The organism is Providencia sp. PROV268, from assembly GCF_028477805.1.
In the GTDB taxonomy this organism is placed as follows: Bacteria; Pseudomonadota; Gammaproteobacteria; order Enterobacterales; family Enterobacteriaceae; genus Providencia; species Providencia stuartii.
The window spans coordinates 1-24,429 of record NZ_JAMPLW010000013.1; the positions used below are offsets into that span (position 1 = coordinate 1).

At 38.5% G+C, this 24,429-nt stretch carries 21 protein-coding genes, 1 tRNA gene and 2 pseudogenes; 9 read left to right on the top strand and 15 right to left on the bottom strand.

The features are described 5' to 3' along the window. Nucleotides 1–131: pseudogene (locus PR699_RS11110) on the top strand (IS3 family transposase); the annotation flags it as partial. On the opposite strand, the gene PR699_RS11115 reads toward PR699_RS11110, so the two are convergent. Beyond that, nucleotides 124–279: a SymE family type I addiction module toxin gene (locus tag PR699_RS11115; protein WP_071821181.1), complete on the bottom strand. Its 156-nt coding sequence runs from the start codon at nucleotides 277–279 to the stop codon at nucleotides 124–126. The pseudogene PR699_RS11110 and the gene PR699_RS11115 sit on opposite strands and share 8 nt — an antisense overlap. A 49-nt stretch (nucleotides 280–328) precedes the next feature. Between PR699_RS11115 and PR699_RS11120 the strand changes: the two are divergent. The 3 genes and pseudogenes from PR699_RS11120 to PR699_RS11130 form a co-directional block, all read left to right on the top strand. Continuing rightward, nucleotides 329–1,012: pseudogene (locus PR699_RS11120) on the top strand (RHS repeat-associated core domain-containing protein); the annotation flags it as partial. A 200-nt stretch (nucleotides 1,013–1,212) separates the two neighbouring features. Next, entirely contained in the window at nucleotides 1,213–1,377 is a 165-nt protein-coding gene (locus PR699_RS11125) for a hypothetical protein (RefSeq protein ID WP_154610408.1), read from the top strand. Next, entirely contained in the window at nucleotides 1,377–1,871 is a 495-nt protein-coding gene (locus tag PR699_RS11130; protein WP_004918541.1) for a CPCC family cysteine-rich protein, read from the top strand. The genes PR699_RS11125 and PR699_RS11130 overlap by 1 nt, the downstream gene beginning before the upstream one ends. Nucleotides 1,872–1,982: 111 nt before the next feature. Here the strand turns inward: PR699_RS11130 and PR699_RS11135 are convergent, their stop codons facing one another. From PR699_RS11135 to PR699_RS11185, 11 genes are all read right to left on the bottom strand, one after another. Continuing rightward, on the bottom strand, nucleotides 1,983–2,207 hold the full coding sequence (locus PR699_RS11135; RefSeq protein ID WP_071821180.1) for a SymE family type I addiction module toxin: 225 nt from the start codon (nucleotides 2,205–2,207) through the stop codon (nucleotides 1,983–1,985). A 713-nt stretch (nucleotides 2,208–2,920) separates the two neighbouring features. Further along, a complete protein-coding gene (locus tag PR699_RS11140; protein ID WP_004918538.1) occupies nucleotides 2,921–3,253 on the bottom strand; it encodes a helix-turn-helix domain-containing protein in 333 nt (110 codons plus the stop codon). A gap of 970 nt (nucleotides 3,254–4,223) precedes the next feature. After that, on the bottom strand, nucleotides 4,224–4,997 hold the full coding sequence (locus PR699_RS11145; RefSeq protein ID WP_004918537.1) for a DeoR/GlpR family DNA-binding transcription regulator: 774 nt from the start codon (nucleotides 4,995–4,997) through the stop codon (nucleotides 4,224–4,226). A gap of 19 nt (nucleotides 4,998–5,016) precedes the next feature. Further along, nucleotides 5,017–5,646: an epimerase gene (locus PR699_RS11150; protein ID WP_014658027.1), complete on the bottom strand. Its 630-nt coding sequence runs from the start codon at nucleotides 5,644–5,646 to the stop codon at nucleotides 5,017–5,019. A gap of 21 nt (nucleotides 5,647–5,667) precedes the next feature. Continuing rightward, nucleotides 5,668–6,102 (bottom strand): PTS sugar transporter subunit IIA, encoded by a 435-nt coding sequence (locus PR699_RS11155; protein ID WP_014658026.1) that lies wholly within the window; start codon nucleotides 6,100–6,102, stop codon nucleotides 5,668–5,670. A gap of 123 nt (nucleotides 6,103–6,225) precedes the next feature. Continuing rightward, the gene (locus tag PR699_RS11160) at nucleotides 6,226–7,032 is read right to left on the bottom strand and encodes a BtpA/SgcQ family protein (RefSeq protein WP_004918534.1); all 807 of its coding nucleotides are present in this window, start codon (nucleotides 7,030–7,032) and stop codon (nucleotides 6,226–6,228) included. 11 nt (nucleotides 7,033–7,043) lie between these two features. Next, a complete protein-coding gene (gene sgcC, locus PR699_RS11165; protein ID WP_004918533.1) occupies nucleotides 7,044–8,357 on the bottom strand; it encodes a PTS sugar transporter subunit IIC SgcC in 1,314 nt (437 codons plus the stop codon). 17 nt (nucleotides 8,358–8,374) lie between these two features. Further along, nucleotides 8,375–8,653, bottom strand: coding sequence for a PTS sugar transporter subunit IIB SgcB (gene sgcB, locus PR699_RS11170; protein WP_004918532.1), 279 nt, complete (start codon nucleotides 8,651–8,653; stop codon nucleotides 8,375–8,377). Continuing rightward, on the bottom strand, nucleotides 8,650–9,771 hold the full coding sequence (locus PR699_RS11175; protein WP_004918530.1) for a M42 family metallopeptidase: 1,122 nt from the start codon (nucleotides 9,769–9,771) through the stop codon (nucleotides 8,650–8,652). Before PR699_RS11175 ends, sgcB begins: the two co-directional genes overlap by 4 nt. Nucleotides 9,772–11,037: 1,266 nt before the next feature. Beyond that, nucleotides 11,038–11,412 carry a hypothetical protein gene (locus PR699_RS11180; protein ID WP_014658024.1) on the bottom strand — a complete coding sequence of 125 codons (375 nt, stop codon included), beginning with the start codon at nucleotides 11,410–11,412 and terminating at the stop codon, nucleotides 11,038–11,040. Between the two features lie 396 nt (nucleotides 11,413–11,808). After that, nucleotides 11,809–11,881: transfer RNA gene (locus PR699_RS11185), tRNA-Lys, on the bottom strand. 250 nt (nucleotides 11,882–12,131) lie between these two features. Here PR699_RS11185 and cycA point away from each other — a divergent pair. Continuing rightward, nucleotides 12,132–13,535 carry a D-serine/D-alanine/glycine transporter gene (cycA, locus tag PR699_RS11190; protein ID WP_004918527.1) on the top strand — a complete coding sequence of 468 codons (1,404 nt, stop codon included), beginning with the start codon at nucleotides 12,132–12,134 and terminating at the stop codon, nucleotides 13,533–13,535. Nucleotides 13,536–13,627: 92 nt separating this feature from the next. Here cycA and PR699_RS11195 read toward each other — a convergent pair whose 3' ends face one another. Further along, nucleotides 13,628–13,756, bottom strand: coding sequence for a hypothetical protein (locus tag PR699_RS11195; protein ID WP_265113114.1), 129 nt, complete (start codon nucleotides 13,754–13,756; stop codon nucleotides 13,628–13,630). Nucleotides 13,757–13,944: 188 nt separating this feature from the next. Here PR699_RS11195 and PR699_RS11200 point away from each other — a divergent pair, with 188 nt between their 5' ends. After that, nucleotides 13,945–14,691: a glutathione S-transferase family protein gene (locus tag PR699_RS11200; protein WP_004918526.1), complete on the top strand. Its 747-nt coding sequence runs from the start codon at nucleotides 13,945–13,947 to the stop codon at nucleotides 14,689–14,691. Nucleotides 14,692–14,960: 269 nt separating this feature from the next. Here the strand turns inward: PR699_RS11200 and putP are convergent, their stop codons facing one another. Further along, nucleotides 14,961–16,445, bottom strand: a complete 1,485-nt coding sequence (gene putP / locus PR699_RS11205) for a sodium/proline symporter PutP (RefSeq protein ID WP_014658023.1) — start codon at nucleotides 16,443–16,445, stop codon at nucleotides 14,961–14,963. A gap of 454 nt (nucleotides 16,446–16,899) precedes the next feature. Here putP and putA point away from each other — a divergent pair, with 454 nt between their 5' ends. Beyond that, entirely contained in the window at nucleotides 16,900–20,883 is a 3,984-nt protein-coding gene (gene putA / locus PR699_RS11210; RefSeq protein WP_014658022.1) for a trifunctional transcriptional regulator/proline dehydrogenase/L-glutamate gamma-semialdehyde dehydrogenase, read from the top strand. Between the two features lie 406 nt (nucleotides 20,884–21,289). Here putA and fliZ read toward each other — a convergent pair whose 3' ends face one another. Beyond that, nucleotides 21,290–21,802: a flagella biosynthesis regulatory protein FliZ gene (gene fliZ / locus PR699_RS11215; RefSeq protein ID WP_004918523.1), complete on the bottom strand. Its 513-nt coding sequence runs from the start codon at nucleotides 21,800–21,802 to the stop codon at nucleotides 21,290–21,292. Nucleotides 21,803–22,990: 1,188 nt separating this feature from the next. Here fliZ and PR699_RS11220 point away from each other — a divergent pair. Together PR699_RS11220 and PR699_RS11225 are read left to right on the top strand one after the other, a co-directional pair. Beyond that, on the top strand, nucleotides 22,991–23,305 hold the full coding sequence (locus PR699_RS11220) for a DUF5339 domain-containing protein (RefSeq protein WP_004918520.1): 315 nt from the start codon (nucleotides 22,991–22,993) through the stop codon (nucleotides 23,303–23,305). Nucleotides 23,306–23,603: 298 nt separating this feature from the next. Beyond that, complete coding sequence (locus PR699_RS11225) at nucleotides 23,604–24,398, top strand: hypothetical protein (RefSeq protein WP_014658021.1); 795 nt, start codon at nucleotides 23,604–23,606, stop codon at nucleotides 24,396–24,398. Nucleotides 24,399–24,429 lie beyond the last annotated feature (31 nt).

Below are 24,429 nucleotides of genomic sequence, written 5' to 3' on the forward strand. Positions count from 1 at the left end.
AAGTACGAGAGATGGTGTGGTTTTGGCAGCAAGATTACAATCTAAATCGAACCCACGAAAGTTTAAATAACCTCCCACCGGAGACATACCGTAAACAGTTAGAAATCTCTAATTTGAAGTGTCTTAATTAATGGGGAGTGGACATAAAATCTTCACGGTAAAAGTGAAGCCTGTCTCAAAACCCGCAGCTTTTAGCCACTGACCTTTAAGGTGTATCGCCGGCGGTGGGCGGGTTTTACTGCCACTCAGGGCATACCCCACCGTGTAATAACGTTCTATTTTTTGAGATTTAAGGGCTACATCAGCCCCAGTTTTGGTGCATCAACACGGCTATCGCCCTCAAGAGTAGCGCTATCTGTGGAACACCCAAAACCAACTTATCCGTTGCTTTACCCCCAGTGGCGATGTCTGGCGTTACACCTACGATGCCTTTGGGCGGCGGCTCAGTAAAACTAAAACGGTGGATAACGAAAAACACAATGCGCATCCCGCCTTCCCCGCGTTAAAACCTCGTGTGACCGCGTGGCACTACTTGTGGTCCGGTGACCAAATGGTGGAAGAGGCCCCCGTCTATGCCGACGGTACCGTGGCATATGATGCTGGCATTCAATGGCTCTATCAGCCGGGGCCATCACCCCTACTGTTCGCTATCAAAAGGGGCAATTGCACTATGTGGTCACTGACCATCAAGGTACACCCCGAGAGATTTTTACTGAAAAAGGGATAGCCAGTTGGGCAGGACGCCTCAATACATGGGGTCAAATGGCGTTTTGGCAGTCTCAAGACGGTCGAGCCGACAATGACCCAAATTATACCGAATGCCATTTTCGTTTTGCGGGGCAATATGAAGACCGCGAAACGCGGCTTGTATTATAACCGATTTCTATACTAGGATAAGAATACCGGACAATATCTATGTCCTGACCCAATAGGGCTACTGGGTGGTGTGAATCCGTATGGGTATGTGCACTGTCCGACAGGTTGGGTGGACCCGTTTGGGTTGGCGGGGTGTTGCCTTGGGCTCACAGCATCCATTAACTGGAAGGGGTTCAATCCTCAGAAGAGAGATTACCAAATTGATGGTGTGACACATAATAACTTATCTGGTTTACAATATCATTATCTTAAGCATGGTAAGAATTCGGTGATATCACTCAGCCTCAATATTTAAATAAAGCCAAAGAGTTTTCTAAAAAACCGCTTACGGAAAGCATGCAGGAAGCTAAGGTTAATAACATTATTATTAAACATGATAAGAGTACTGATGAGATCTTTGTCAGTCATGCTGGTAAAAGAGAAATGCGGACTTATTATATAGATGATGGTCGGGATAGCGATGCATTCCAAACTGCAATTGAATTAGCGAAGAGTTTATAATGAAGATTGAATTTTTATATTCAGAAGTGATTGATTTCTTGAAACTTCATGCATTATTTAAAGAGACTGTTGATGGGCGGGTTCAATTTCTTTTTGAGCTGAGTGAAATAGAAGATAAGCAACCACTAGAGGCAATAAAACAAAAGTATAATGATATAATACTTGATAATTTTAATTATTCAAAATTACTAAAAAATAGTTTTTTTGAAGAAATTATCAAAGATATTACAGGAAATGAAATAATAATTATAGACCGTGATGACAATTTAATTCGTGGTGTTCCTTGTTCCGCCTGTAACTATATTGTTTTTGAAGACAAAGAAGATGCATTTTATGAAATTTGTCCGGTGTGCAGATGGCAAAATGATGGTAGCTCTGGAGATGACTATAGTAGCTGTAACCATAGTTCCATGAATGAATACAAAAATACTGAATTTTTTAAACATCAATTAAATATAGAGAGTAAAAATTACGTAAAGTTTAATAACCAATAGCATATAAACAAGTAAAAACGATTATATTGAGTAATAGACCGGAAAGATCCCCCCATGATTTTCCGGCTTTATTTGAGAGCTGCTCAGTTTACCCTTTAGCCGCTCACATACTCAGCCATCAAGTTGCGCTTGCTGTTGTTGGTTTTGCTGCTTCATCGCTCGAATGTCTTCGCTGTTCGGTATCAATACCAAACAGCTGTTTAAGATTTTGACGATAAAAGTGAAGCCTATCTCAAATCCTGCGTCTTTTAACCAATACCCTGTTAAGTGGATTGCCGGCAGTGGGTTGGTTTTGCTGCCACTCAGGGCATACCCTACCGTGTAATAACGTTCTATTTTTTGAGATTTAAGGGCTACATCAGCCCCAGTTTTGGTGCATCAACACAGTTATCGCCCTAAAGAGTGGCGATATCACTGGAATACCTAACACCAATTGATGGCCTGTTTCTCTCCCCCTTCCCCGCTGTATAGAAGGAGTTTACTAACGTTTAGGTATTAATAATGACTGAAAACTTACCATTTAACACCGGTTTTATATAAAAATTAAATGAGTATGCATGAATGTTGATATCAGTTTTACTACAGCGATAAAAGCAGATTTAGAGAATATAAAAATACTGAATAGAAGTAATAATCACTAGCTTAATTTTTACTAAAAGAGAAAAAGATGAGTTTAGAATGGCTCTTGGGGACACTATTTAGTTACAGATATACCAATAAATTATCATAATAGGTTATTATTTTTATCGCTCAAATAAAACTCACACTCTAAATAAAAATGGAGGTCTGAGTGCTTAGTGAAATTGAAGTATATTTAATATATTACTACTATTTATATGCTCTTTTTGTACAAAATCACTTATCTGATATCCCCCATATAAGTACCACGAATACCTCCCCATCATGATCACTTAACATGATGGGGAAATTTAAGAAATAACAATTAAACTCTACTTTATAACTTAAAGTAAAAATATAAAATACTTAAACATGCTAATAAGACTAAAAAATCATTAGATGAGTTTTATTTCAGGAGCACTTATGATTATTCAATGAGAAATAAAAACATTATAGTATTTATCTTGAACCATATTCATATCTATATCAAAAGCATTTAGATAAACCCCTTTAAAAAACTCAAACAGTGTAATTTTAAAAAAACCTAAAATTATAATCAAAACATCAGTAGGGATCGCACAAACACCACACTCATATCTAGATATTTGCTGCTGAGATACATTCATAATTCCAGCTAATTCCCTACCACTTAAAGAATAACTTTTCCTCAATTTTCTTAATTCTATTCCTACAGCTTTAATAAACACTTCCCTATGGCTCAAATCTAATTCAATTTGTTCAAATTCTAAATTACTAATTTTCATTTTTATTTAACCCCGAGTACAGAACGAAACATAAAGTCTGAATCATTCAATATTTCTTCGGTAATTTAATCAATTATCCTGATTAAATCAAATTATCCTAAAACAATATCCATTGATTATAGAAACCCAAAAAACAACAAATAAGTGTAAAAACTAATGAATTCTCTTGAACTTATAAGCCTTAATAGCTCTTAATCCAAAAAAGACCATCATTATTGAATAGTAATAAAAACCAAAAGAAAACTCAGGAGGGAATATATTCAGATTAAATATTCGATTTTTACAAAAAAAAGCATTTAAATTTAATTGATAAAGTATATATTACAAAAAAAGGTAAAAATCATTAAGATTTATTCAATATCTTATAAATTAGGTTAAAAAACAGTCTACGGTGTAATACTTATATTAAAAAACGAAATATTACGAAACACTCAGCATCAAACTGACATAATACAGGCAGTTTACTCCCCTCTACGGCTTATTCAAAAATCTGATTTAGACATTCTCATTTATATTACTTTACTCATTTTATTAGATACATTTTTCTCTTGAAAAGAGTATTTCATCTCTTCATCAAATAAAATTTCAGCAACTCAGTTAGAGCAGAGCTTACTTCAAAATCAATATATATAAATTGGATTTTTTTACCTCATAATAAAAAATGAAGGCACTTAAATTCAATGAGAAGATATATAATAAAATAAAAACCAAGTAAACTCGAAAACAATAAAATAGATATTGAACATCGAAAAAATTAAATCATGCTATATCTCAATGCTAACTGAGCGCATCATGATGATAGCTGAAAATTAATAATCATCTAAAATAATACTATAAATCTGAAATTATTCACTTACTACTTATCCTAAAATAAGACAGCGACAACTAGATTCACCCTATCCTTTTAAGTGATCATATGAACAGCAATTTTACGGAAACATATAGCCGTAATAAATACGCCTATTATTCCCTAATAACCACATTTTAATTCACAGCCTGCTTGGCGATACCGTTGCTGAGTTTCACTCGATAGCCCACTATCGCTAATAATTGTTTTAATACAAGATAGGGTTGCAACAGCATGAGGTTCGAACATATCAAACTTTGTGTGATCCGCTAGCAAAATAACCTCTGGTGAACGCGCTATTAGTTTGCGTTTAACTCCCACCTCAAACATAGTAGCATTCGTTATTCCCATCTCAATCGATAATGCATCACAAGACATAAAGACACGATCAACGGCAAAAGCATTTAACGTCTCTAATGCTAGGCTTTCACCAACCGTAAAATAACCAGGCCTGATTAACCCCCCAATGATATAACTTTCTACATTTGGAAACATTCCAAGTTGGTTAGCTATTTTGATGTCATTACAAATGACTTTAACGCTAATATCCCCCAGACACTTCGCTAATTCTAAACAAGTAGAGCCTGAGTCAAGAAAAAAACAGTCGCCTTCATGAATTAATTTGCGAGCAATGAGTGCGATTTCACGTTTAGATGCACAATTTAAAGAGCGTCTGACATCAAATTGAGACTCTTTATCTGTCGTACTGTCGTCGAAATTTAAGTGCCCATGAGTTCGCGTCATACCAGGATAATGTTCAGCGATATATTGAAAATCGCGACGAATTGTCGCTTCTGCACAACCAAACAACTCCACCGCTTGTTGTGTTGAAAGCTCTCGACATTTCCAAAGATAGTGCAGCATCTGTTGGATCCGATCAGATTTATACAGACTCATAAGCGACTTCTCTCCGAATTTAATTGCTAAGTTGTTTTATCGTATTTTCATAATCGTCTGTCGAAAACAGTGCTCTTCCTATGACAAGATTATTAATACCAACCTTTTTTAATGACTGAATTTTATCTGCACTGATCCCACCATCAGCCCAATACTCCAGTTGGCTAAAGAGTGGTGGTATTTGCTGAATTTTATCCACTATTGATGGTATAAATTGCTGATTTTCACCATCCGGCTCGCTAGTCATCAACATCAAAGCATCTAATTTATTAATGAGGTATTGATAAGGAGCAACTGGTGTACTTGGATTTAATGCTATGCCTGCTTTTGCCTTTATCTTTTTTATTTCAGCAATAATTTCTGAAGGGTTTTGCACCGCCTCAGGATGAAAGAAGATCCATTTGGGGCTAAAAGGAGCAAGCTCCCTTATCCAAAATAACGGTTGAGACACCATTAAATGAATAGATAATGCATGTTCTGTAGCTTGTGCAACTGCTTTTACCAACTTAATACCAAAAGTAATATTGTTGATAAAATTGCCATCTTCAATGTCCAGATGTAATGACCCAATATTCTGATTAGCCAGTTTATTAATAATTGAACCCAGCCAAAGTGGGTCAGCAGAAGCCAAAGACGGGTGTAATATCATCATCACTCCTTCATGGATAAATCAATATGAATTTAGCAACCGCAAAACATCATCATTGGTTTTAGCACAACGAATTTCATCAAGTAATAATGGATTATCAATAAGTTCAGCGATGTACTGTATGAGTCGAATATGATCATCACTTTGAGTTGCGCAAACAGTCATTAATAACCATACAGGGTCACAATCTTCATGACCGAATACAACGGGCTGTTTTAAGGTTGTGAGAGTAATTTGGTTATAGATAGTCCCTTGTTCCGGACGTGCATGTGGCATAGCAATGCCCGGAGCAATTAAATAATAAGGCCCCCAACTTTGGGTGTTTTTAATGATGCCTTGTAAATAGTTAGGCTCAGCAGCACCATGAATAATTAAAGGCGTACAAGCTATGCTAAGCGCTTCTTTCCAATCGGCTGCAACTTGATTTATTTGGATCCATTTAGCATCATCAATCATTGTATATTGACTCCTTTAAGGTTCGGTATATGCTTGATTATTGAGTCCTCGCCTAACTTTTGGCGAAGCTTGCGAGGACTCTTAGTATCACGAGGGAGATAAGTATTTTGCTTATCTCCTTTCTTATTGCCTTATGCTATGCACTTTCTCCATAAATCTTTCCACTCGAGTTTGATCAACAAAGTTGGCAAAAATGCCATCTTTTTTAAAAGTCGTCGCGGTGACACAGCCATCAGCAATACTCAGCTGCTCTTCAACGTTTTCGAGGCAAACCCCAGTGTTGGCAAAGACCACAGTATTCGGCACCGTATCTTTCACTTGTTTCAAAATTGCACTATCTGTTTTTGCTCCAGCAGTTAATCCCGAAACACATAGTGCATCTGGTTTATTATTAAAAACGGTAGACTTTGCTATTGAGCAGATATCTCGTCCACCTAGATATACCGCGGCTTCAGGTACAATATTAAAAAGCGTTTTTACATCCCCTGCCCCAATACGATGTTGATGGCGAATAGTTTCACCAACATTGGTATTCCATACGCCAAAATCACTTGCATAGGCACCCGTAAATATTTCTCGGATAAATTTCGCTCCTGTCGCCATCGCTAAATCGAACGAAGCGATCGGATCCCAAAGAACATTTACACCAAATGGTATACGGATCTCACTCATTAATTGACCAATGATCCGTGCCATTGCCGCAGTTGTCTCCGGCTTCACTTTAGTGAGATAAGGCAGGCTAAATTCATTTGAAAACATAACTGCATCAACACCGCCATTTTGTAATGCCATTAAATCCTCATATGCCCTATCAATTACCCATTGCATACTATGCTGCGCATTAAAATCAGGATCACCAGGTAATGCACGTAAATGGCACATAGCAATGACTGCTTTTTCTGTTCCAATAACATCCTTCAACCAACTCATTTCTATACTCCTTATTCAGGTAATTCACGATTACGTAAGAAAATAACGACACAGGCAACAATGCCAACAGTTAACACGACACCGATAAGACCAAATGACATTAATTCGTAAATAGACCAACCAAACATATTGCCAACTGACAGTGCGCTAATCTGCGCGCCATTTTCGGCAAAGTTAAATCCGCCATTACGTGCCATTTCGGTAAAGAAAGGGGCAAACTGCGTTGCGATGAGCAAAACGGTGCTCATAACAATCACACCACTCAGTAATGTGCGTAATAAGTCACCGCGGTGGATCACCGTGGCCATACAGATAAAGAAAGGAGCAACTGGCAAGTCAGCGAGTGGTAATACATTGTTCAATGGCAGGATACTTGCCAAAATCAACATGATAGGGATAAGAAGCAAACCCACTGCAATTGTGGTTGGATGACCCAGCGTTACGGCGGTATCTAGGCCAATAAACACTTCTCGATCATTAAAATGTTTCTGGAAAAATTTACGAGCGCCTTCAGAGATAGGAAGTAAGCCTTCAACAATTAAGCGGATCATGCGAGGGAATAGCACCATGATCGCGGCAACCGTAATCATTAAAGTCGCACAACCTTTAAAGTCTTCTCCTGCTGCAAGCCCAAATAATAATCCCAGTACAACACCGATAATAACCGGATCACCCACCATGCCATAGCGTTTTTGAATAGCTTGTGCATCGATATTCTTTCCTTTTAGGAAAGGGATCTTTTCATAGATAGCATCAAGAAGTACAAATAGAGGAACTGAGCTAGAGCCATACCCTTGAGGAATTGAAATACCCTCCAAACCAACAATCGTCTGTACGCGTTTTGCCGTCCAATCTGCCATTTTTAGCGATAAGATGGCATGACACATAGCACCAGCGATACCATAAACTAAACTCCCCGTCGCAATTTGAACAACTGTTCCGGTAATTGCATAGTGCCAATAATTATAAATATCAACGTTCATTGTTTTCGTTAGGCGAGTAAACAATAACGTGATATTAAGTAAGAAAATAACGGGAATAATGACTGCACCAATCGCCGTTGCATAGCCAACACCGGATGCTGGCCCTGCCCCTACATCAAGTACATGTAGCGATAAGCCAAAACGTTCAATCATAATTTTGATGGGGGGGCTTAGGCTATCAATAGCCATCACGATCACTAGCCCCATTCCGACAAAACCAATACCGACGGTAACCCCAGCTTTAATGGCCTGTAGCCATGGAATGCGAAAGATTAAGCCAATAATTATCATGACGATTGGGACAAATACTGTACCGCCTAGAGAAAGTATATAGTCAAACATAACGTCACCTATGAGGTTTATTGTGATAACAACGTTTTAATTTTTTGTTTTAATGCATCGTCATTAACTCCTGTTAGTAAAGCGGCTCCATTCAAAGTCGGTACACCATAATCTGTATCCGTTTTCATTGCGGTGATGATCAAATCAACACCGTGGCTGTTTAGTGGGATTTCGTTTAAACAACATTGTGAAGTCGCCACTAAGATGCCTTCACTAGCTAAGTAATCTTGGAGTTTTTGAGCAATCATTGTGGACGTAGACATACCCGTTCCACATGCAACGAGGACTTTTTTCATTTTAATGTAACCTCTTGGTTATTGTCTGAGTCAGACTCGATAGGAAACTGATTAGCGGGAAGTGTCGCTAATGCAGCCAATAACCGGATGCAGTCACTGAGATCTCGTAAGCTAGCAACTTCAGCCGGTGAATGTGTGTAGCGGCAAGGAATAGATAGGCTTGCGCAAGGAATGCCATCTTGTTCAACCTGAATATATCCCGTTTCTGTTATGACACCTGGTGCAACTTCTCTTTGTACCGGAATATGATTTTTGGAAGCTGTTTTTTCTAACATATTGATTAAGCGAACAGGAGTTACTAATCCCGCAAGCGTGCCTCTACCGTGATAGTTTAAGCAAGTAATGCCGACACCTTTGTTAATCACTAAATCCGAATAGTCTTGAAGGTCGGGCGTATCACAAGAAGGCGTAATATCGATCCCAATAGCAAGGTCGGGTTTTACACGGCGTAATACTGGTAAAATCCCACGAATATTAAATTCCTCTTGCACTGACGCGACAATAAATAGTGCGATTTCTAGCTTTTTATCTTTAATCGCATCAGCTAAACCAAGTAAAGCAGTGCATCCAAGTCGATCATCTAATGCTTTACTACACACCATGTCATTGCCTAATTCTTGAGGCGGGTTATACAGTGTGATTGGCGTACCGACTTTTATGCCCATTCTTTCAGCGTCAGCCTTATCTTTCGCTCCGACATCAATCCACAATTGATCAATCGAGGGTGATTGCGTACGTTCATCACCTTTAGCAAAGTGATAGGATTTAATACCGATACATCCAGGTATTGAGCCGTGCTCTCCCGCAAGACGGACAACAGATCCTGACATCGTCACCTGTGCAGGCCCTCCGACTCGTTCAAAACGAATAAACCCCGACGGTTCAATTTTTCGCACCATAAATCCCACTTCATCCATATGCGCAAATACCATTAAACGCAGCGCTTTTGCGTCGTCACTTCCATAACGAGCAACTATATTACCGAGGCGATCCTGCCAAACTTCCTTAGCGCTCTCTGTAAAATGTTTTTGCATAACATTGGCAATAGGGGCTTCATGACCTGAAATACCGTCCAAGGTCAGTAAGGAAAAAAGTGTATCTCGAATGGAAAATACCATAATGATGATCCTTCATTGACTAAAACGACATAAAGATGAGCGATTTATATGTAAAAAAAGACGGGATTATTGTGATTAAAATCACAACAAACTATTAAAAATAACAAATAGAAACAATTTTGTGACAAATATATAACAATTTCGCTCATGCTGATTGCACTAAATTTTTAGGCATTGATGGCTTTTAAATACTTAACAATGGTGATAGTGAATAGATCTTAGAAGCATAAATGTCGATTTATCATTGACATAAAGCGCGTATATTGCCTTAATGGACTATGTTAGTTTACACGTCATTCCACACTGAAAGCTGATAACGTTTAACTATTGAGCTAAGTGAGCGTTTAAGCAGTGATATTTAATGAAAGGCAAATCGGCAGATTTATAGGGGATTGCATATCACTTTGTAGTAAATTTGCCTATCTTCATATTCATAAGTTGCGATGAAAATGTAATTACAAAACAGGGGTTTTTTAGTTAATTCATACTAAACCGCCTTTTAATATTTGTGTTAGTCATTTACCTGTAGTATTTTCTGTAAACCCATCCAATACTGATGATTATTTATGAACCCATTTAAAAAATTGATCACTGGATAATACCCTCTTATATCTGTTGCTATATTTTGGTTTATTTCTCAATTTTTAATTGGGGCGTTATTGAAAACGATCCCGTTGTGGTTGATTAAACACCCTGAAGAATCCCTTTTATATTCAATAATTGCGTCATACGGCTTAAAAGTTGTTCTCTCCGTTTGTGTTCTATCTGGGCTCATATCCTTTTTAAGAAGAAAATTCTCAATTATTTACTTGCTGACTACTATTTTTATCATTCTCCATATTATTTTTAATGGATATTTATTTTTTACATTCGCACATTCTATTTTGTCATCCCTCTAACATTGGGGTTCGTTATGGTTATCACAATAAATTAAGGCATTGAACACCCTTGGTGGTGGCTCGATACTTTTTCATAAAATTAATATTTAACGCTGACCATATATTGCAGCCGTAAACTAGCAGGCAAGCAAGCACGATTTCTATTGCTTCGTCGCCACCTAGCATTGAAGCTATCGAGAGCATTCAAATCGCAATAGAACCTGCAAAATCTAAATAATGAGTTAGAATGTGCCATACTTCGATTAATGTCCTCTGCCTCGATTTCGATACCACCGTGGAAATTGTGAAAAAGATGCTCATCCACAAGATATATACGATAGAAGAAAATAAGGAAGATCACCTAATCTAAAAGCATGTTGGATTAATATTAATTCACACACTTTATCAAATCATCTACTAATTTAAAATTAGGGCGTACTGTAATTGGAATTCGAATCGAAGTGTCCATTCGTGCAGTAATAACAGCTCGATGATACTTTACGCCACTAATGTAAATATCTATTGTTTTTCCAGTGTTTTTAACAGAAAAATCACTCAGCCCAGTACCGCTTTTTAGCATAATAGCTAATGAGTCGTTTGTATCTATATATGTATTGAGTTTCGCTGATTCTATATTTTTACAAGCTATAGAGATTTCACTCTCACTGGTTTTAAAAGACAAACACTCATTATCAGGTTTGCATTGATTAGCCGCTATTGTCGATGTAGAGAATAATAAAGCAGCAACAGCTAGTAACTTCATAATCATAAACTCATTTTTTTAAGTCACATGGATTATATCAGTTAATCATAGAGAGGGTATGATTAGAATCATTTGTAAATGGCATAGTGAGGAGTATTAGGAAAAGAAAATAACCGCAGAAAATGAGGAAGTTTACGCAGCGCATATATATTTATGGGCTATCATTCGAGCTAAGCGCTAGATATCCAAGAAATACATCAGCAGTAGCCTACCGCACCAACACACTTTCAACGAAGACTTACATCACACTTGGGTAATCTGGGGAGGCTCTATCCGCGCTTCAAGAAATGGGCGACTGGGAAAACATTGATGATATTTTAAATGCGAATGGCACGAATATGACACGCAAGATAATTTAAAAATACTCACTCACACATAACGCACTGATTTAATTAGTGGGTCGTGGGGGGCTCGAACCCCCGACCAATTGATTAAGAGTCAACTGCTCTGCCAACTGAGCTAACAACCCGATGCACTTATTTAACGCCTCTCATTTAGCACAGTCAACATTATTCTGCTAATTTTACTTAACCAATTAAATTTTGGTTGCTAATGTTAACTTGGTGTTATATTCAGATTAAGATATCACCACTCTGATTACAGTCAGTTAAGTTTTTCTTACACTGACTGAGATTTGTGTCACAATATTTTATGCAAACACTGTCACACAATTAAAAATACACTGTGACTGCACATAACCACTTCTTTGGATAGATACTATGGAAGAAAATCAACCCTCAACATCAACAAATCCTCCCACAGAGAGGAATCAGCTAAAACGTAGCCTCAGCAACCGACATATCCAACTTATCGCTATCGGTGGCGCGATCGGAACGGGCCTATTTATGGGCTCAGGTAAAACTATTTCGCTAGCTGGCCCTTCTATCATCTTCGTTTATATGATTATTGGGTTCATCTTGTTCTTTGTTATGCGAGCGATGGGTGAATTATTACTTTCCGATCTTAATTACAAATCATTCAGCGACTTTTCTGCCGACCTGATTGGCCCATGGGCTGGCTTCTTTGTTGGTTGGACCTATTGGTTTTGTTGGGTCATTACTGGTATTGCTGATATTGTGGCTATCACATCCTATGTCAGCTTTTGGGTGCCTAATTTCCCTGAATGGGTGACCTCTTTCATCTGTGTTGTGACGCTGTTAACACTTAATTTAGTCTCAGTCAGATTATTTGGTGAACTGGAGTTTTGGTTTGCTATGATCAAAATTGTCGCCATTATCGCGTTAATTATCGTTGGCGGCACTTTAATCGCAATGAACTTCCAATCACCGGCTGGTCATACGGCATCACTAAGCAATATCTGGAATGACGGCGGAATGTTTCCTATGGGGATTAGTGGCTTCTTTGCTGGTTTCCAGATAGCTATTTTCGCTTTTGTTGGTATTGAATTAGTGGGAACTGCTGCTGCGGAAACCCGCGATCCCGAAAAATCATTACCAAAAGCAATTAACGCCATCCCTTTTAGAATTATTGCTTTCTATGTGCTATCGCTGATAGTTATTATGGCGGTAACACCTTGGCGCACCATCTTGGCGGATAAAAGCCCATTTGTAGAGATGTTTGTCCTGATCAGCCTTCCTGCCGCAGCAAGTATTGTCAACTTTGTCGTACTTACCTCTGCGGCATCCTCTGCCAATAGTGGCGTTTTTTCTACGAGCCGCATGCTATTTGGCCTATCAAAAGAAGGCGATGCACCAAAACAGTTTAGTCGCTTATCGAAAAAAGCCGTGCCTGCAACGGGGTTAATATTTACCTGCATTTGCCTAAGTTTCGGTATTATTTTGATCTACTTTATCCCAGATATCATGCACGCTTTCACGTTGGTTACTACCGTGTCAGCAATCCTATTTATGTTTATCTGGAGCATGATCTTATATAGCTATCTCAAGTTCAGAAAAAACCGCCCACAACTTCATCAGGCCTCGCATTATAAAATGCCAGCAGGTATTGTGATGTCGTGGATTTGCTTGGCTTTCTTTGTCTTTATGGTGATCCTGCTCGCCTTCCAGCACGATACAAGGCAAGCTCTTATCGCAACGCCTGTCTGGTTTATTATTCTATTCATTGGTTACCAAGTAGTTAAACGTCGTAAGCAGACCCATTAAAGACCAGATAGCAAAGTGTTCCCATAAAATTAGATACTTTGTTCAAATAACTTATCAGGCCTGATTTCAATACACTTCTGAACTCAGGCCTTTTAACGTTTATCTGTGTCGTAATGGCTTATCCATAGCCTACCGATATGGCATATTTCTGTGCCAAATATGCTCAGCTCAAACTTCTTCATTTGTGCGAGTACATTTTCAATGCACTTTTGCCTAGCCATGCAAGCACCTTCTGTTAATGACGCCATTGACTTAAATTAGCATAGAGAATTTATATCTACGGACTATTAAGAATTTGAGCTGTTATTTATTAATTTATTTTGATATTACTTTGAAAGAGGTAAGTCACGAACTTGCCAGTAAAGTTCACTTTATCTCTAATGGGCAACGTTAAATTAAAGGTAAAAAAATGGCAGATTTATCCACATTAACTCTTTTTCATGATCCTACTTCAGAGCCAAGCAGAGCCGTTCACTGGCTTTGTATTGAAGCTAATATTCCCATCAATATCAAATACACATGGTTGACGCGGGGAGAACATCTTTCTAATGAATTTTTAGCCGTCAATCCGTTGCATCAGATACCCGCAATGCAGCACGACGATTTTTGCCTTTCCGAAGCAACGGCAATCATGAACTATCTTACAGATATTCACGGTTGCAGTGATAAATGGTTTGGAGCAACCCATCGAGCTAAGGCTGTCATCAATAAACATTTGTCTTGGTATCATACGAATCTTCGTAAAATATCAACATTGGAATATTTTCTTCCCGTACTGTTAATGCCTGCATATCTTGGGGTGGCAAAACCATCGGTCAATGAGATTGAAGCCAAATTAAATGCACTTCATGATATGTTTGCAAATTTAGATTTTCTGCTTGAAGGCAAAAATTTCTTAGCAGGAAGTGATATTTCCGCCGCAGATTTACTCTACGCTTGCGATATTTTTGCTTTAAGGATTGACCCCAATTTTAAGCAAATGATAGAAAAATACCCCAATATCCGTGGCTGGTTAACAAAACTTGAATCAAGGCCAAGTTATGAGCTTTCACATAAAGCATGGGATCATATTGTTCCGCAAATATTGGCACTAAACGGTGGGTCTAAGGGGTCTCCAGAGTGGATTGCGGATACTTGTGAGAAAGTCATCGGGTAACAAAAGCAGATAAGCGATTTAAACAAGCCTAGAGGAAGCAAGCTGAGCGCCTTACTCAAAGAAAATACTCAATTGGCTTATTTGTTCCGATTATTTTTACTGTCATTTACCGTGAAAAAACAACCAAAAAACTCAAATTTGAATGCTCATGAAATGAGACTATTTAAAAAATAAAATCAATGAAAAAGATCCATTAGTCATTTTATATTTGCTCATAAACCCCCCAATAGTTGGTTACCCAACTATTGGGGGTTACTTTATTTTATCAATTATTTCATTTTATATTCCGCTTCAGCCTCATCAAAGCGGGCTTGAGCAGCGGCACTTGGCGCTTTAGTTATCATACTGACCACAATAATTGCAATTGTTGCAAGGATAAAACCAGGGATGATTTCATACAGATCAAACCATTTATATTTCATCCAGACTAATACGGTAACGGCACCAACAACCATCCCCGCAAGTGCACCTGTACGAGTCATTCGTTTCCATAACACAGAAATCAAGACGACTGGCCCAAATGCGGCACCAAAGCCAGCCCATGCGTTACTCACTAATGCTAACACCTTGTTATTCGGGTCACGTGCAATATAGATAGCAATCGCAGCCACTACCAGAACCATGATCCGCCCTACCCAAACCAGCTCTTTTTGGCTCGCATTTTTACGCAGGAACGGCTTGTATAAGTCCTCGGTTAACGCACTTGCGCACACAAGTAATTGACAGCTTAATGTACTCATAACCGCCGCTAAAATAGCGGAGAGTAAGATACCTGCAACCCATGGGTTAAACAGTATTCCTGCAAGCTCCATAAAAATACGTTCGTTATTTCCCATCACCGATGAGGCTAGCGCAGGGTTAATTTCGAAGTAAGCAATACCAAAGAAACCAACCGCAGTTGTTCCTCCAAGGCAAAGGATCATCCATGTCATACTAATACGACGCGCAGAGCGAATCGTGCGATGTGAATCAGCAGCCATAAAACGCGCTAAGATATGAGGCTGACCAAAGTAACCTAGCCCCCACCCTAATAATGAAATAATCGCAACAAAATTCAAACCCTTAAACATATCTAAGTATTCAGGGTTTTTCGTTTGAATAACATCGATTGCAGTATCTAGTCCACCTAATGAGAAAATGATCACAATAGGCGTTAAAATAAGTGCAAATATCATCAATGAGGCTTGCACTGTATCAGTCCAACTGACAGCTAAGAAGCCACCAAGGAAGGTATAAGCGATAGTTGCTAACGCACCAAGCCACATAGCTTTTTCATAGCTAATATTAAAAGTACTTTCAAACAGTAATCCCCCAGCAACAACACCAGAGGCACAATAGATAGTAAAGAAAACAAGAATTACAACAGCAGAGATAATGCGTAAAATTTTACTATTATCCTCAAAACGACTGGTAAAGTAGTCAGGTAGCGTCAATGCATTATTATTTTTTTCCGTTTGAACCCGCAAACGCCCAGCAACAAATAACCAGTTAAGATATGCCCCCAAGCTCAGCCCGATAGCAATCCAACTTTCTGAAATCCCAGCGAGGAAAATAGCACCAGGTAGCCCCATCAACAACCAACCACTCATATCAGAGGCCCCTGCTGAAAGTGCTGTGACTACACTACCTAAACTTCGTCCACCGAGAATGTAATCATCGAAATTCTTCGTTGAACGATAAGCTAAATAACCAATAAGTAACATGCCAGTAATATATACGATGAACATAATGATCATCGGAGTGCTTACAGTCATCCGTCTTCTCCATAGAATAGTTATCTTCTTTGGTTGTTGCACTAAATTGCACGCAAGCAAATTAAATAATAAATATAGTGTGTGTTGTGTTTGTATTTAGTTGCACTTGATTAAAAATGCTACCTTAGCATGCTAGACAATCTCATTTCCGATTAACAAGAAATTAACGTTATTTTGTTCAATAAACGATATCCGTATCACAAATGTTAAATTTTTGATGCGAGAATTAATCAATTCACTCACAACTTACCTAGCAAAGAGAATCAATAACTTATTGATTTTCAATCAAAACTAGCAAAATCCATTTCTAACCATCTCATTTTACAAATAAAAATACGATATATTTCACAATTCCTTTAGAATAGGCTTTAACAACGTTGCACAAAGTTGCAACATCGTGCTATTGATGTGTAACTTTTTTGTTTCTAGTAGCTAATTATTTAGAGGAAATGGGATGAGTAGTACGACAACTATGGGTGTGAGACTTGATGAAGCGACTCGTGAACGCATTAAAACTGCTGCTCAACGTCTTGACCGCACGCCGCATTGGCTAATTAAACAAGCCATATTTAATTATCTTGAACAGCTTGATAATCAACAGTTCATCCCTGAGATTTCCTCGGGACAAGATAACAAAGATGGCCAAATATCAGAAGAAGAATCCGTTACTGAATCGAATTATCAGCCTTTTTTGGATTTCGCTGAACATATTTTACCTCAATCGGTTAAACGCTCAGCGATTACATCTGCTTATCGTATTCCTGAAACACAAGCACTGCCGATGTTGCTACAACAAGCACAACTCCCCGCAGAGCAAGCAGATGCCGCCCATAAGTTAGCTTATTCCATCGCAGAAAAATTACGTAATCAAAAAAATGGGATCGGCCGCTCTGGTTTAGTTCAAGGCTTATTGCAAGAGTTTTCACTCTCTTCACAAGAAGGTGTTGCACTCATGTGTTTGGCTGAAGCTTTATTACGTATTCCTGATAAAGCAACACGAGATGCACTCATCCGCGATAAAATCAGTACAGGTAATTGGCAATCTCATTTGGGCCAAAGTAGCTCCATGTTTGTTAATGCAGCAACTTGGGGATTACTATTTACAGGCAAACTGGTTTCGACTCACAATGAAGCCAAGCTATCTAGCTCATTGAACCGTATTATTAGTAAAAGTGGCGAACCATTAATTCGCAAAGGCGTTGACATGGCAATGCGCTTAATGGGAGAGCAATTTGTTACTGGCGAAACAATTGCACAAGCATTAGCGAATGCAAGGAAGCTGGAAGAAAAAGGTTTCCGCTACTCTTATGATATGTTGGGCGAAGCGGCGTTAACAGAAAAAGATGCTCAAGATTATATGGTATCCTACCAACAGGCGATCCATGCTATCGGTAAAGCATCGAATGGCCGCGGTATCTATGAAGGACCGGGGATCTCTATCAAGTTATCAGCCTTACACCCTCGTTACAGCAGAGCACAATACTCTCGCGTAATGGAAGAGCTATACCCTCGTTTGCTATCACTCGTATTACAAGCCCATCAATATGATATTGGAATTAATATTGATGCTGAAGAGGCAGACCGTTTAGAAATCTCCCTCGACCTACTCGAAAAACTTTGCTTTGAGCCGCAACTTGCAGGTTGGAACGGTATTGGTTTTGTTATTCAGGCGTACCAAAAACGTTGCCCATTCGTGATTGATGCAATTATTGATCTTGCTGAACGAAGCAAACGCCGCTTGATGATCCGCCTAGTTAAAGGGGCTTATTGGGACAGTGAAATTAAGCGCGCTCAAATTGATGGTTTAGAAGGCTACCCTGTTTATACGCGTAAAGTGTATACCGATGTTTCATACCTCGCATGCGCTCGCAAATTGTTGTCAGTACCAAATCTGATTTACCCACAATTTGCAACTCATAACGCCCATACGCTGGCTGCAATTTACCAAATTGCAGGTAAAAACTACTATCCAGGTCAATATGAATTCCAATGCCTACATGGAATGGGTGAGCCATTATATGAACAAGTTGTCGGGAAAGTTGCTGATGGTAAACTCAACCGCCCTTGTCGTATCTATGCACCTGTCGGAACACACGAAACCTTATTGGCTTATTTAGTCCGTCGCTTACTCGAAAATGGGGCGAATACCTCATTTGTGAACCGCATTGCTGATGCGACCATTCCACTTGATGAACTAGTATCTGATCCTGTCAAAGACGTATTAGAGTTATCGAAAGCAGAAGGACAAATTGGGTTACCTCACCCTAAAATAGCCCTTCCTCGTGACTTGTATGGAAAGAATCGTGTCAACTCAATGGGGCTAGACCTCTCCAATGAACATCGCTTAGCATCGCTTTCTAGCGCACTTTTAACCGCAGCGATGCAAGAAAAATTAGCTCAACCACTACTTGGTGGGGAATATCAACTGGCTAAATCAGCCGAAAATGCGCTTCCAGTGATTAACCCAGCATGCCATTCTGACATTGTCGGTCATGTTCGTGAAGCAACGTTGGAAGAAGCAGAGCATGCATTAAACATCGCCAATGATGCAGGAGCTATTTGGTTTGCGACTCCACCGTCAGAGCGTGCAGCTATCCTCTTACGTGCCGCAGACATCATGGAGCAACAATTACAGCCTCTACTTGATGTACTGGTTCGTGAAGCGGGGAAAACCTATGCTAACGCGATTGCAGAGGTTCGTGAAGCCGTTGATTTCTTGAATTATTATGCAACTCAAGTCCGCGATGATTTTGATAACAATACCCATCGACCGTTAGGCCCTGTGGTTTGCATTAGTCCATGGAACTTCCCTCTAGCAATTTTCACCGGACAGATTGCGGCAGCTCTCGCAGCAGGTAACACGGTATTAGCGAAACCCGCAGAGCAAACACCACTGATCGGCTCAATTGCAGTATCAATGCTCCATCAAGCCGGTATTCCACGTGAAGTATTGCAATTTTTACCGGGTAAAGGGGAAACGATTGGTGCGAAATTAGTGGGTGATGCAAGAGTTCGTGGTGTAATGTTTACAGGCTCTACGGAAGTTGCTGGATTGCTGCAACGTAATATTGCGGGAAGGCTGGATGCTCAAGGACGTCCAACCCCACTCATCGCAGAAACTGGCGGATTAAATGCGATGATCGTCGATTCGTCGGCCTTAACAGAGCAAGTCGTGACAGATGTTGTCGCTTCTGCTTTTGATAGTGCAGGTCAACGCTGCTCCGCCCTACGTATTTTATGTATCCAAGAAGATGTCGCTGATCGCACAATTCGTATGTTAAAAGGTGCGATGGAAGAGTGCCGTATGGGTAATCCAGAGCACCTTTCTACGGATATCGGGCCGGTTATCGATAATGAAGCTAAAGAGAATATTGAACAGCATATCCAGCAAATGCGTAGCAAAGGTAAAGAGGTCTTCCAAGCTGTATTTGACAATATTGATGACCTACGTGAGCAGTCCGAAGGTACTTATGTTAAACCAACACTGATTGAGTTAGACAACGTTGGCGAATTGAAAAAGGAAATTTTTGGCCCTGTATTACATGTGGTGCGCTACAAGCGCGAACAACTCACCGATCTTATTGAACAAATTAATGCGGCAGGATATGGGTTAACACTTGGTGTTCATACCCGTATTGATGAGACTATCAATCAAGTCGTTATGAAAGCAAAAGTCGGTAACTTATATGTCAACCGCAATATGGTAGGTGCTGTAGTTGGCGTTCAACCATTTGGTGGTGAAGGCCTCTCTGGTACCGGACCTAAAGCCGGTGGCCCACTTTATCTCTATCGGTTGTTAAGTGAACGCCCTGATAATGCGGTATCACGTACACTCGAAAGACAAGACAATGAGTTAGCAATGGATGCCAGCGCAAGACCACAACTCCTCGAACCTTTTGATGCCTTCTCGTCATGGTTGGAGAAGCAAGAAAATCGCATCGAACCGGCTATCTTTGAGCAGTTTGCACGTCATGCACAGGCGGGGACTTCGCGTTTATTACCTGGGCCTACAGGGGAAAGAAACACTTATACTTTAACGCCTCGAGGCACTATTTTATGTCTCAGTGATAACGAGAAAGACTGCTTAGTGCAATTGGCGGGAGTTCTTGCGAGTGGCTGCCAAGCATTATGGCCAGAAAGCGAAATACACCAAAAACTGTATAAGTCGCTACCTGAAAAAGTGCGTAACGCAGTTTCAATCACCAAAGATTGGCAAGAGTATAACGGACATATTGAAGCGGTTATTTACCATGGTGACAGCGATCAACTCAAAATCGTCTGTGAAACGGTTGCCAAACGTAAAGGCCCGATTATCTCTGTCCAAGGCTTTGAACGAGGTGAAACTAACTTACTGCTAGAAAGATTAGTTCATGAGCGCTCACTAAGCGTCAACACCGCTGCTGCTGGTGGTAATGCAAGCTTAATGACAATTGGCTAATTAACCACAGCCTGAGCCTAAAAATATTGGGGTCAGGCTGTTTTTTTGGTTTTCAGAATACCTCAATTGATCAGACTCCCTACCCTCAATAACACGCTCCTATTCACGCTTTAATCACTTACCATTATTACTGGCGCTTTATGATATTGGTTAACTAAGAGCGAATTATGCTCAATAAACAATAGTCATTATTGCTTATTCTTTATATGACTTAATTGATCAAAATAATATCTATATTCTGATTCAGGAGTATTAAACTAATAAATATTTGGCAGTGTAATTGGTAATTGAATAATAAAAGTGGGCTTATTTAAAGGGAAAAGCAAAAAGGTGCCCAAAATGGACACCTGACATATTTTAACTATAACATTTTAAGCAAGCACTTGACTTGCTCTGATGCTATTGATTAATTTTTCTCTGATTCCCAGTATAAATATTGCTCATATTTACGGAGCGCAATATTATAATTACTGAAAGCCGATTCAGTCATTTTATCGCTTAATTGCTCTTGGATTTTGCTTGTAGTGAACTCTTTCATTGAGAAGTTTGATGATGAGAGTAGTTCATCTAGGCGGCGCAAACGAACAACATATTCACGAACGGTACTATGGCTCATTTCAGTCTGTAAAAATAAATACTGCTTAAATGACATAATATCAAAGAAGTCAGTATTACTATTGCAATAAATTTCGCTGCAGAAACGACAAAGTGCAGTAAATTTATCCTGTAACTCAAGCCAAGTATTTTCATCGACCAACTCAGTCATCTCAGCAATAGCTTCTTTATTCAAGATACTATCGTTAAAAACGAGAGAGATACGATCCAATGTTTTATGACAATGTGCACAATGTGTTTGGCTGTGTTTAAAGTCTTTAATATAACGACTCAGAGGCCGTTTCTTAACAATAGAAGCAGACATGATGATAAAGCCCTGTGTGTAAGTCTAAAATTAAAATTGTAGCGTGACATGTCACGTTACATTCTGATTATGCCCATAGCATTATTATTATCCGCTATGTTGCATAGTGATACAGATATACCTATATCAAGCTATTTACTTTCACTTAAGGTAAGCATTCATACTAAAAAAACACCGTATGCACTACTTCCCTCTGTGAAATGCATTCTATCGCGTCTATCGCTCTTTGGCGAATTTCTGCGAAGACTAGAGTTTGGTACGAATTTGATTTAGCGTCAACCTATTAAACCAGTCTTTTATTGTCTTTGCATAAAATCAAAGCACGATGAAATTTTATAAGACGCTCACCATACCAACCACTAGGACAGAAACTTTACTGATATTCACCAGTGCATTCAATGGAAATTTAATTTAAAAATCAGTTCTATAGATAAATTGACGCTAAAATAGCAAAAGTGTGACGCAAATCACTTAGCATAACTAAAATTTAACTATTTATGCCGTAGTTGTTTATTTTTTAAATAGTCCATAAGCTACTATAAACACTAAGATGTAAATTATTTTTTACATTTATATGACAATTACACATATGAATTTATTTTCTGATTATATGCAAAATAGTTATAGTTTATAGCAAAAAAGTCTATTAGGTTTATAGAACTTACTTAATGTTCTTCCAGAAAACCAGTAACTTAATGATATACAGCAAGTATATTCCTCTACGTACTTACTCATAGAAAAGGATAGTGAGTTCATCGAACGATGAAAAAAGCATCATAGAAAATGTCACGCCATCCACATTTTCTGTGGGTAAAACCCCCTTCAATCTGTGGATAACTTTCTTGGTAAGTGATGAAATGGCACTTTGCATTATCTGAATGAAAAACAAGCGACTCGCGGCAACTGTTCTAACGGCTCTCAATATCCAACAAGTGGAGCAGGTACACATATCGTACTTTCAATAACACATTTTCATTGTTCTTATTCCAAGCCTTATTTAATGAATAACTCGTATTATTTAGACTAAAAAACCAAATAGTAAATTTATAACGATAAAAATATTTATTTTTGATTAACTTATAAACGATTTGTCGAGTTATTTTTTAGGATTTGTCACGTTTGATATTGCAGCAATCTCTTATATACTCGATTTTGCTACTTCAATAACAAATAATTTTAAGGTTGATTATGAAAAAGTTAATTTTAGCTTGCGGTATGGGTTTAATGGCATTGACTATCACTGCTTGCTCTGAAGAAGAGAAAAAAGCAGAAGTAGTTGCAGGTGCAACTGAGACTTGTAACGCATATTTTGCTGAAGTGGATGGTTTAATCGCTAAAGCTTCTGAAGATCCACAAGCAAAAACTCAACTGGACTCAATGAAAGGCCAGCTGGAAGAAGGTAAAAAGCAAATTGCAGCATTACCTAAAGATCAGCAAGATAAAGCTTGCCAACAAGGTATTGATGCACTGAAACAAATGAAATCTGTATTAGGTCTGCAATAATCAGATATCTTTGAAAATATGGAGCCATTAATCCTTGGCTCCATCACTCATAGCGAATCTCTTCATATCTTCCAATCGATGACATCCACGAAACGTATTATTGTTTTTTGAAAGTAATTTCATCTCTATTTACCTACTATAAATTATACGGAAAAAACAGTCATTGTGTGGCTATTAGACGCTATTTTAGATAATACGAAACTAACCTATTAAGATTCATTTTAATCGTAATCTAAATAACCACGTAATGATTAGATTTAAGGTTCTTTTAAATAGAGATTATTCAAAAGGGGAAAATATGAAATTTTATCTAACATCCACACCCACTAAAGCTTACGAAAGTGATACCTTTTTAAGAAAAATTAACAGTAAAGATAAGTTTATTGTCACTGTAGAGTCTGATAATAATGAATTAAAAGTTACCCCTCAAATAGCACCTAAAATAAACTATATTAAAAACACCCCTTTTGAATTAAAGAAAACATTAGAATTTGATATTAATCATATTCATGATAGTGTGAATCATTCCATCTCAGCATCTTTCCAAGATACCCTATCGAGTTTGACACGAGGGAAGCTTCCGTTTTTTAATCAAAAAGAAAAATCGAAGATCTATGAAAAGATTGTTGATGAATTTATCTTGCAAGAACAAAAAACCTATGTTTGCTCAATTATTAACAAAGAAATAGATAAAATAAACAGTCAAATTTTAACAAAAAATCAAGTTAACGATAAAAAAGAAAATATTATTACTAAAGCGGATAAAGCCAAAATATTTTCACAGATAGAGCAGTCTCATGGCATATACCTTGGTGTCGACTTTGATACGCTAGCTCAACCCTCAATTAAGGGAGCCGTTATCTCTGTCAAAGAGCTAGAAAGCAAGCTACACACTCTCGCAAAAGAGTTCTCGGACGGAAATAGCCTAGTGAGAGGCCAAATTAAAGAACTATGTTTAAACACAATTAGTGATTATATTTTCTCACACTATTACCCGAATATCTCATTAAGCAAGATCAGAGAAGATACGGCAACCCTCATCAATAATATTGTTATCGAGAAGTCCAAGCAACAACCATTAATTTTTGTTTGATAAATAAAAAGCAGTAAAGTAATCTTATATC

What these genes read in the sequence shown, in the direction of transcription:
- PR699_RS11125 (WP_154610408.1), top strand. Translation starts at nt 1,213, where the DNA reads ATGCAGGAAGCTAAGGTTAATAACATTATTATTAAACATGATAAGAGT.
- PR699_RS11130 (WP_004918541.1), top strand. Translation starts at nt 1,377, where the DNA reads ATGAAGATTGAATTTTTATATTCAGAAGTGATTGATTTCTTGAAACTT.
- PR699_RS11140 (WP_004918538.1), bottom strand. Translation starts at nt 3,253, where the DNA reads ATGAAAATTAGTAATTTAGAATTTGAACAAATTGAATTAGATTTGAGC.
- PR699_RS11145 (WP_004918537.1), bottom strand. Translation starts at nt 4,997, where the DNA reads ATGAGTCTGTATAAATCTGATCGGATCCAACAGATGCTGCACTATCTT.
- PR699_RS11150 (WP_014658027.1), bottom strand. Translation starts at nt 5,646, where the DNA reads ATGATATTACACCCGTCTTTGGCTTCTGCTGACCCACTTTGGCTGGGT.
- PR699_RS11155 (WP_014658026.1), bottom strand. Translation starts at nt 6,102, where the DNA reads ATGATTGATGATGCTAAATGGATCCAAATAAATCAAGTTGCAGCCGAT.
- PR699_RS11160 (WP_004918534.1), bottom strand. Translation starts at nt 7,032, where the DNA reads ATGAGTTGGTTGAAGGATGTTATTGGAACAGAAAAAGCAGTCATTGCT.
- sgcC (WP_004918533.1), bottom strand. Translation starts at nt 8,357, where the DNA reads ATGTTTGACTATATACTTTCTCTAGGCGGTACAGTATTTGTCCCAATC.
- sgcB (WP_004918532.1), bottom strand. Translation starts at nt 8,653, where the DNA reads ATGAAAAAAGTCCTCGTTGCATGTGGAACGGGTATGTCTACGTCCACA.
- PR699_RS11175 (WP_004918530.1), bottom strand. Translation starts at nt 9,771, where the DNA reads ATGGTATTTTCCATTCGAGATACACTTTTTTCCTTACTGACCTTGGAC.
- PR699_RS11180 (WP_014658024.1), bottom strand. Translation starts at nt 11,412, where the DNA reads ATGAAGTTACTAGCTGTTGCTGCTTTATTATTCTCTACATCGACAATA.
- cycA (WP_004918527.1), top strand. Translation starts at nt 12,132, where the DNA reads ATGGAAGAAAATCAACCCTCAACATCAACAAATCCTCCCACAGAGAGG.
- PR699_RS11195 (WP_265113114.1), bottom strand. Translation starts at nt 13,756, where the DNA reads ATGGCTAGGCAAAAGTGCATTGAAAATGTACTCGCACAAATGAAGAAG.
- PR699_RS11200 (WP_004918526.1), top strand. Translation starts at nt 13,945, where the DNA reads ATGGCAGATTTATCCACATTAACTCTTTTTCATGATCCTACTTCAGAG.
- putP (WP_014658023.1), bottom strand. Translation starts at nt 16,445, where the DNA reads ATGACTGTAAGCACTCCGATGATCATTATGTTCATCGTATATATTACT.
- putA (WP_014658022.1), top strand. Translation starts at nt 16,900, where the DNA reads ATGAGTAGTACGACAACTATGGGTGTGAGACTTGATGAAGCGACTCGT.
- fliZ (WP_004918523.1), bottom strand. Translation starts at nt 21,802, where the DNA reads ATGTCTGCTTCTATTGTTAAGAAACGGCCTCTGAGTCGTTATATTAAA.
- PR699_RS11220 (WP_004918520.1), top strand. Translation starts at nt 22,991, where the DNA reads ATGAAAAAGTTAATTTTAGCTTGCGGTATGGGTTTAATGGCATTGACT.
- PR699_RS11225 (WP_014658021.1), top strand. Translation starts at nt 23,604, where the DNA reads ATGAAATTTTATCTAACATCCACACCCACTAAAGCTTACGAAAGTGAT.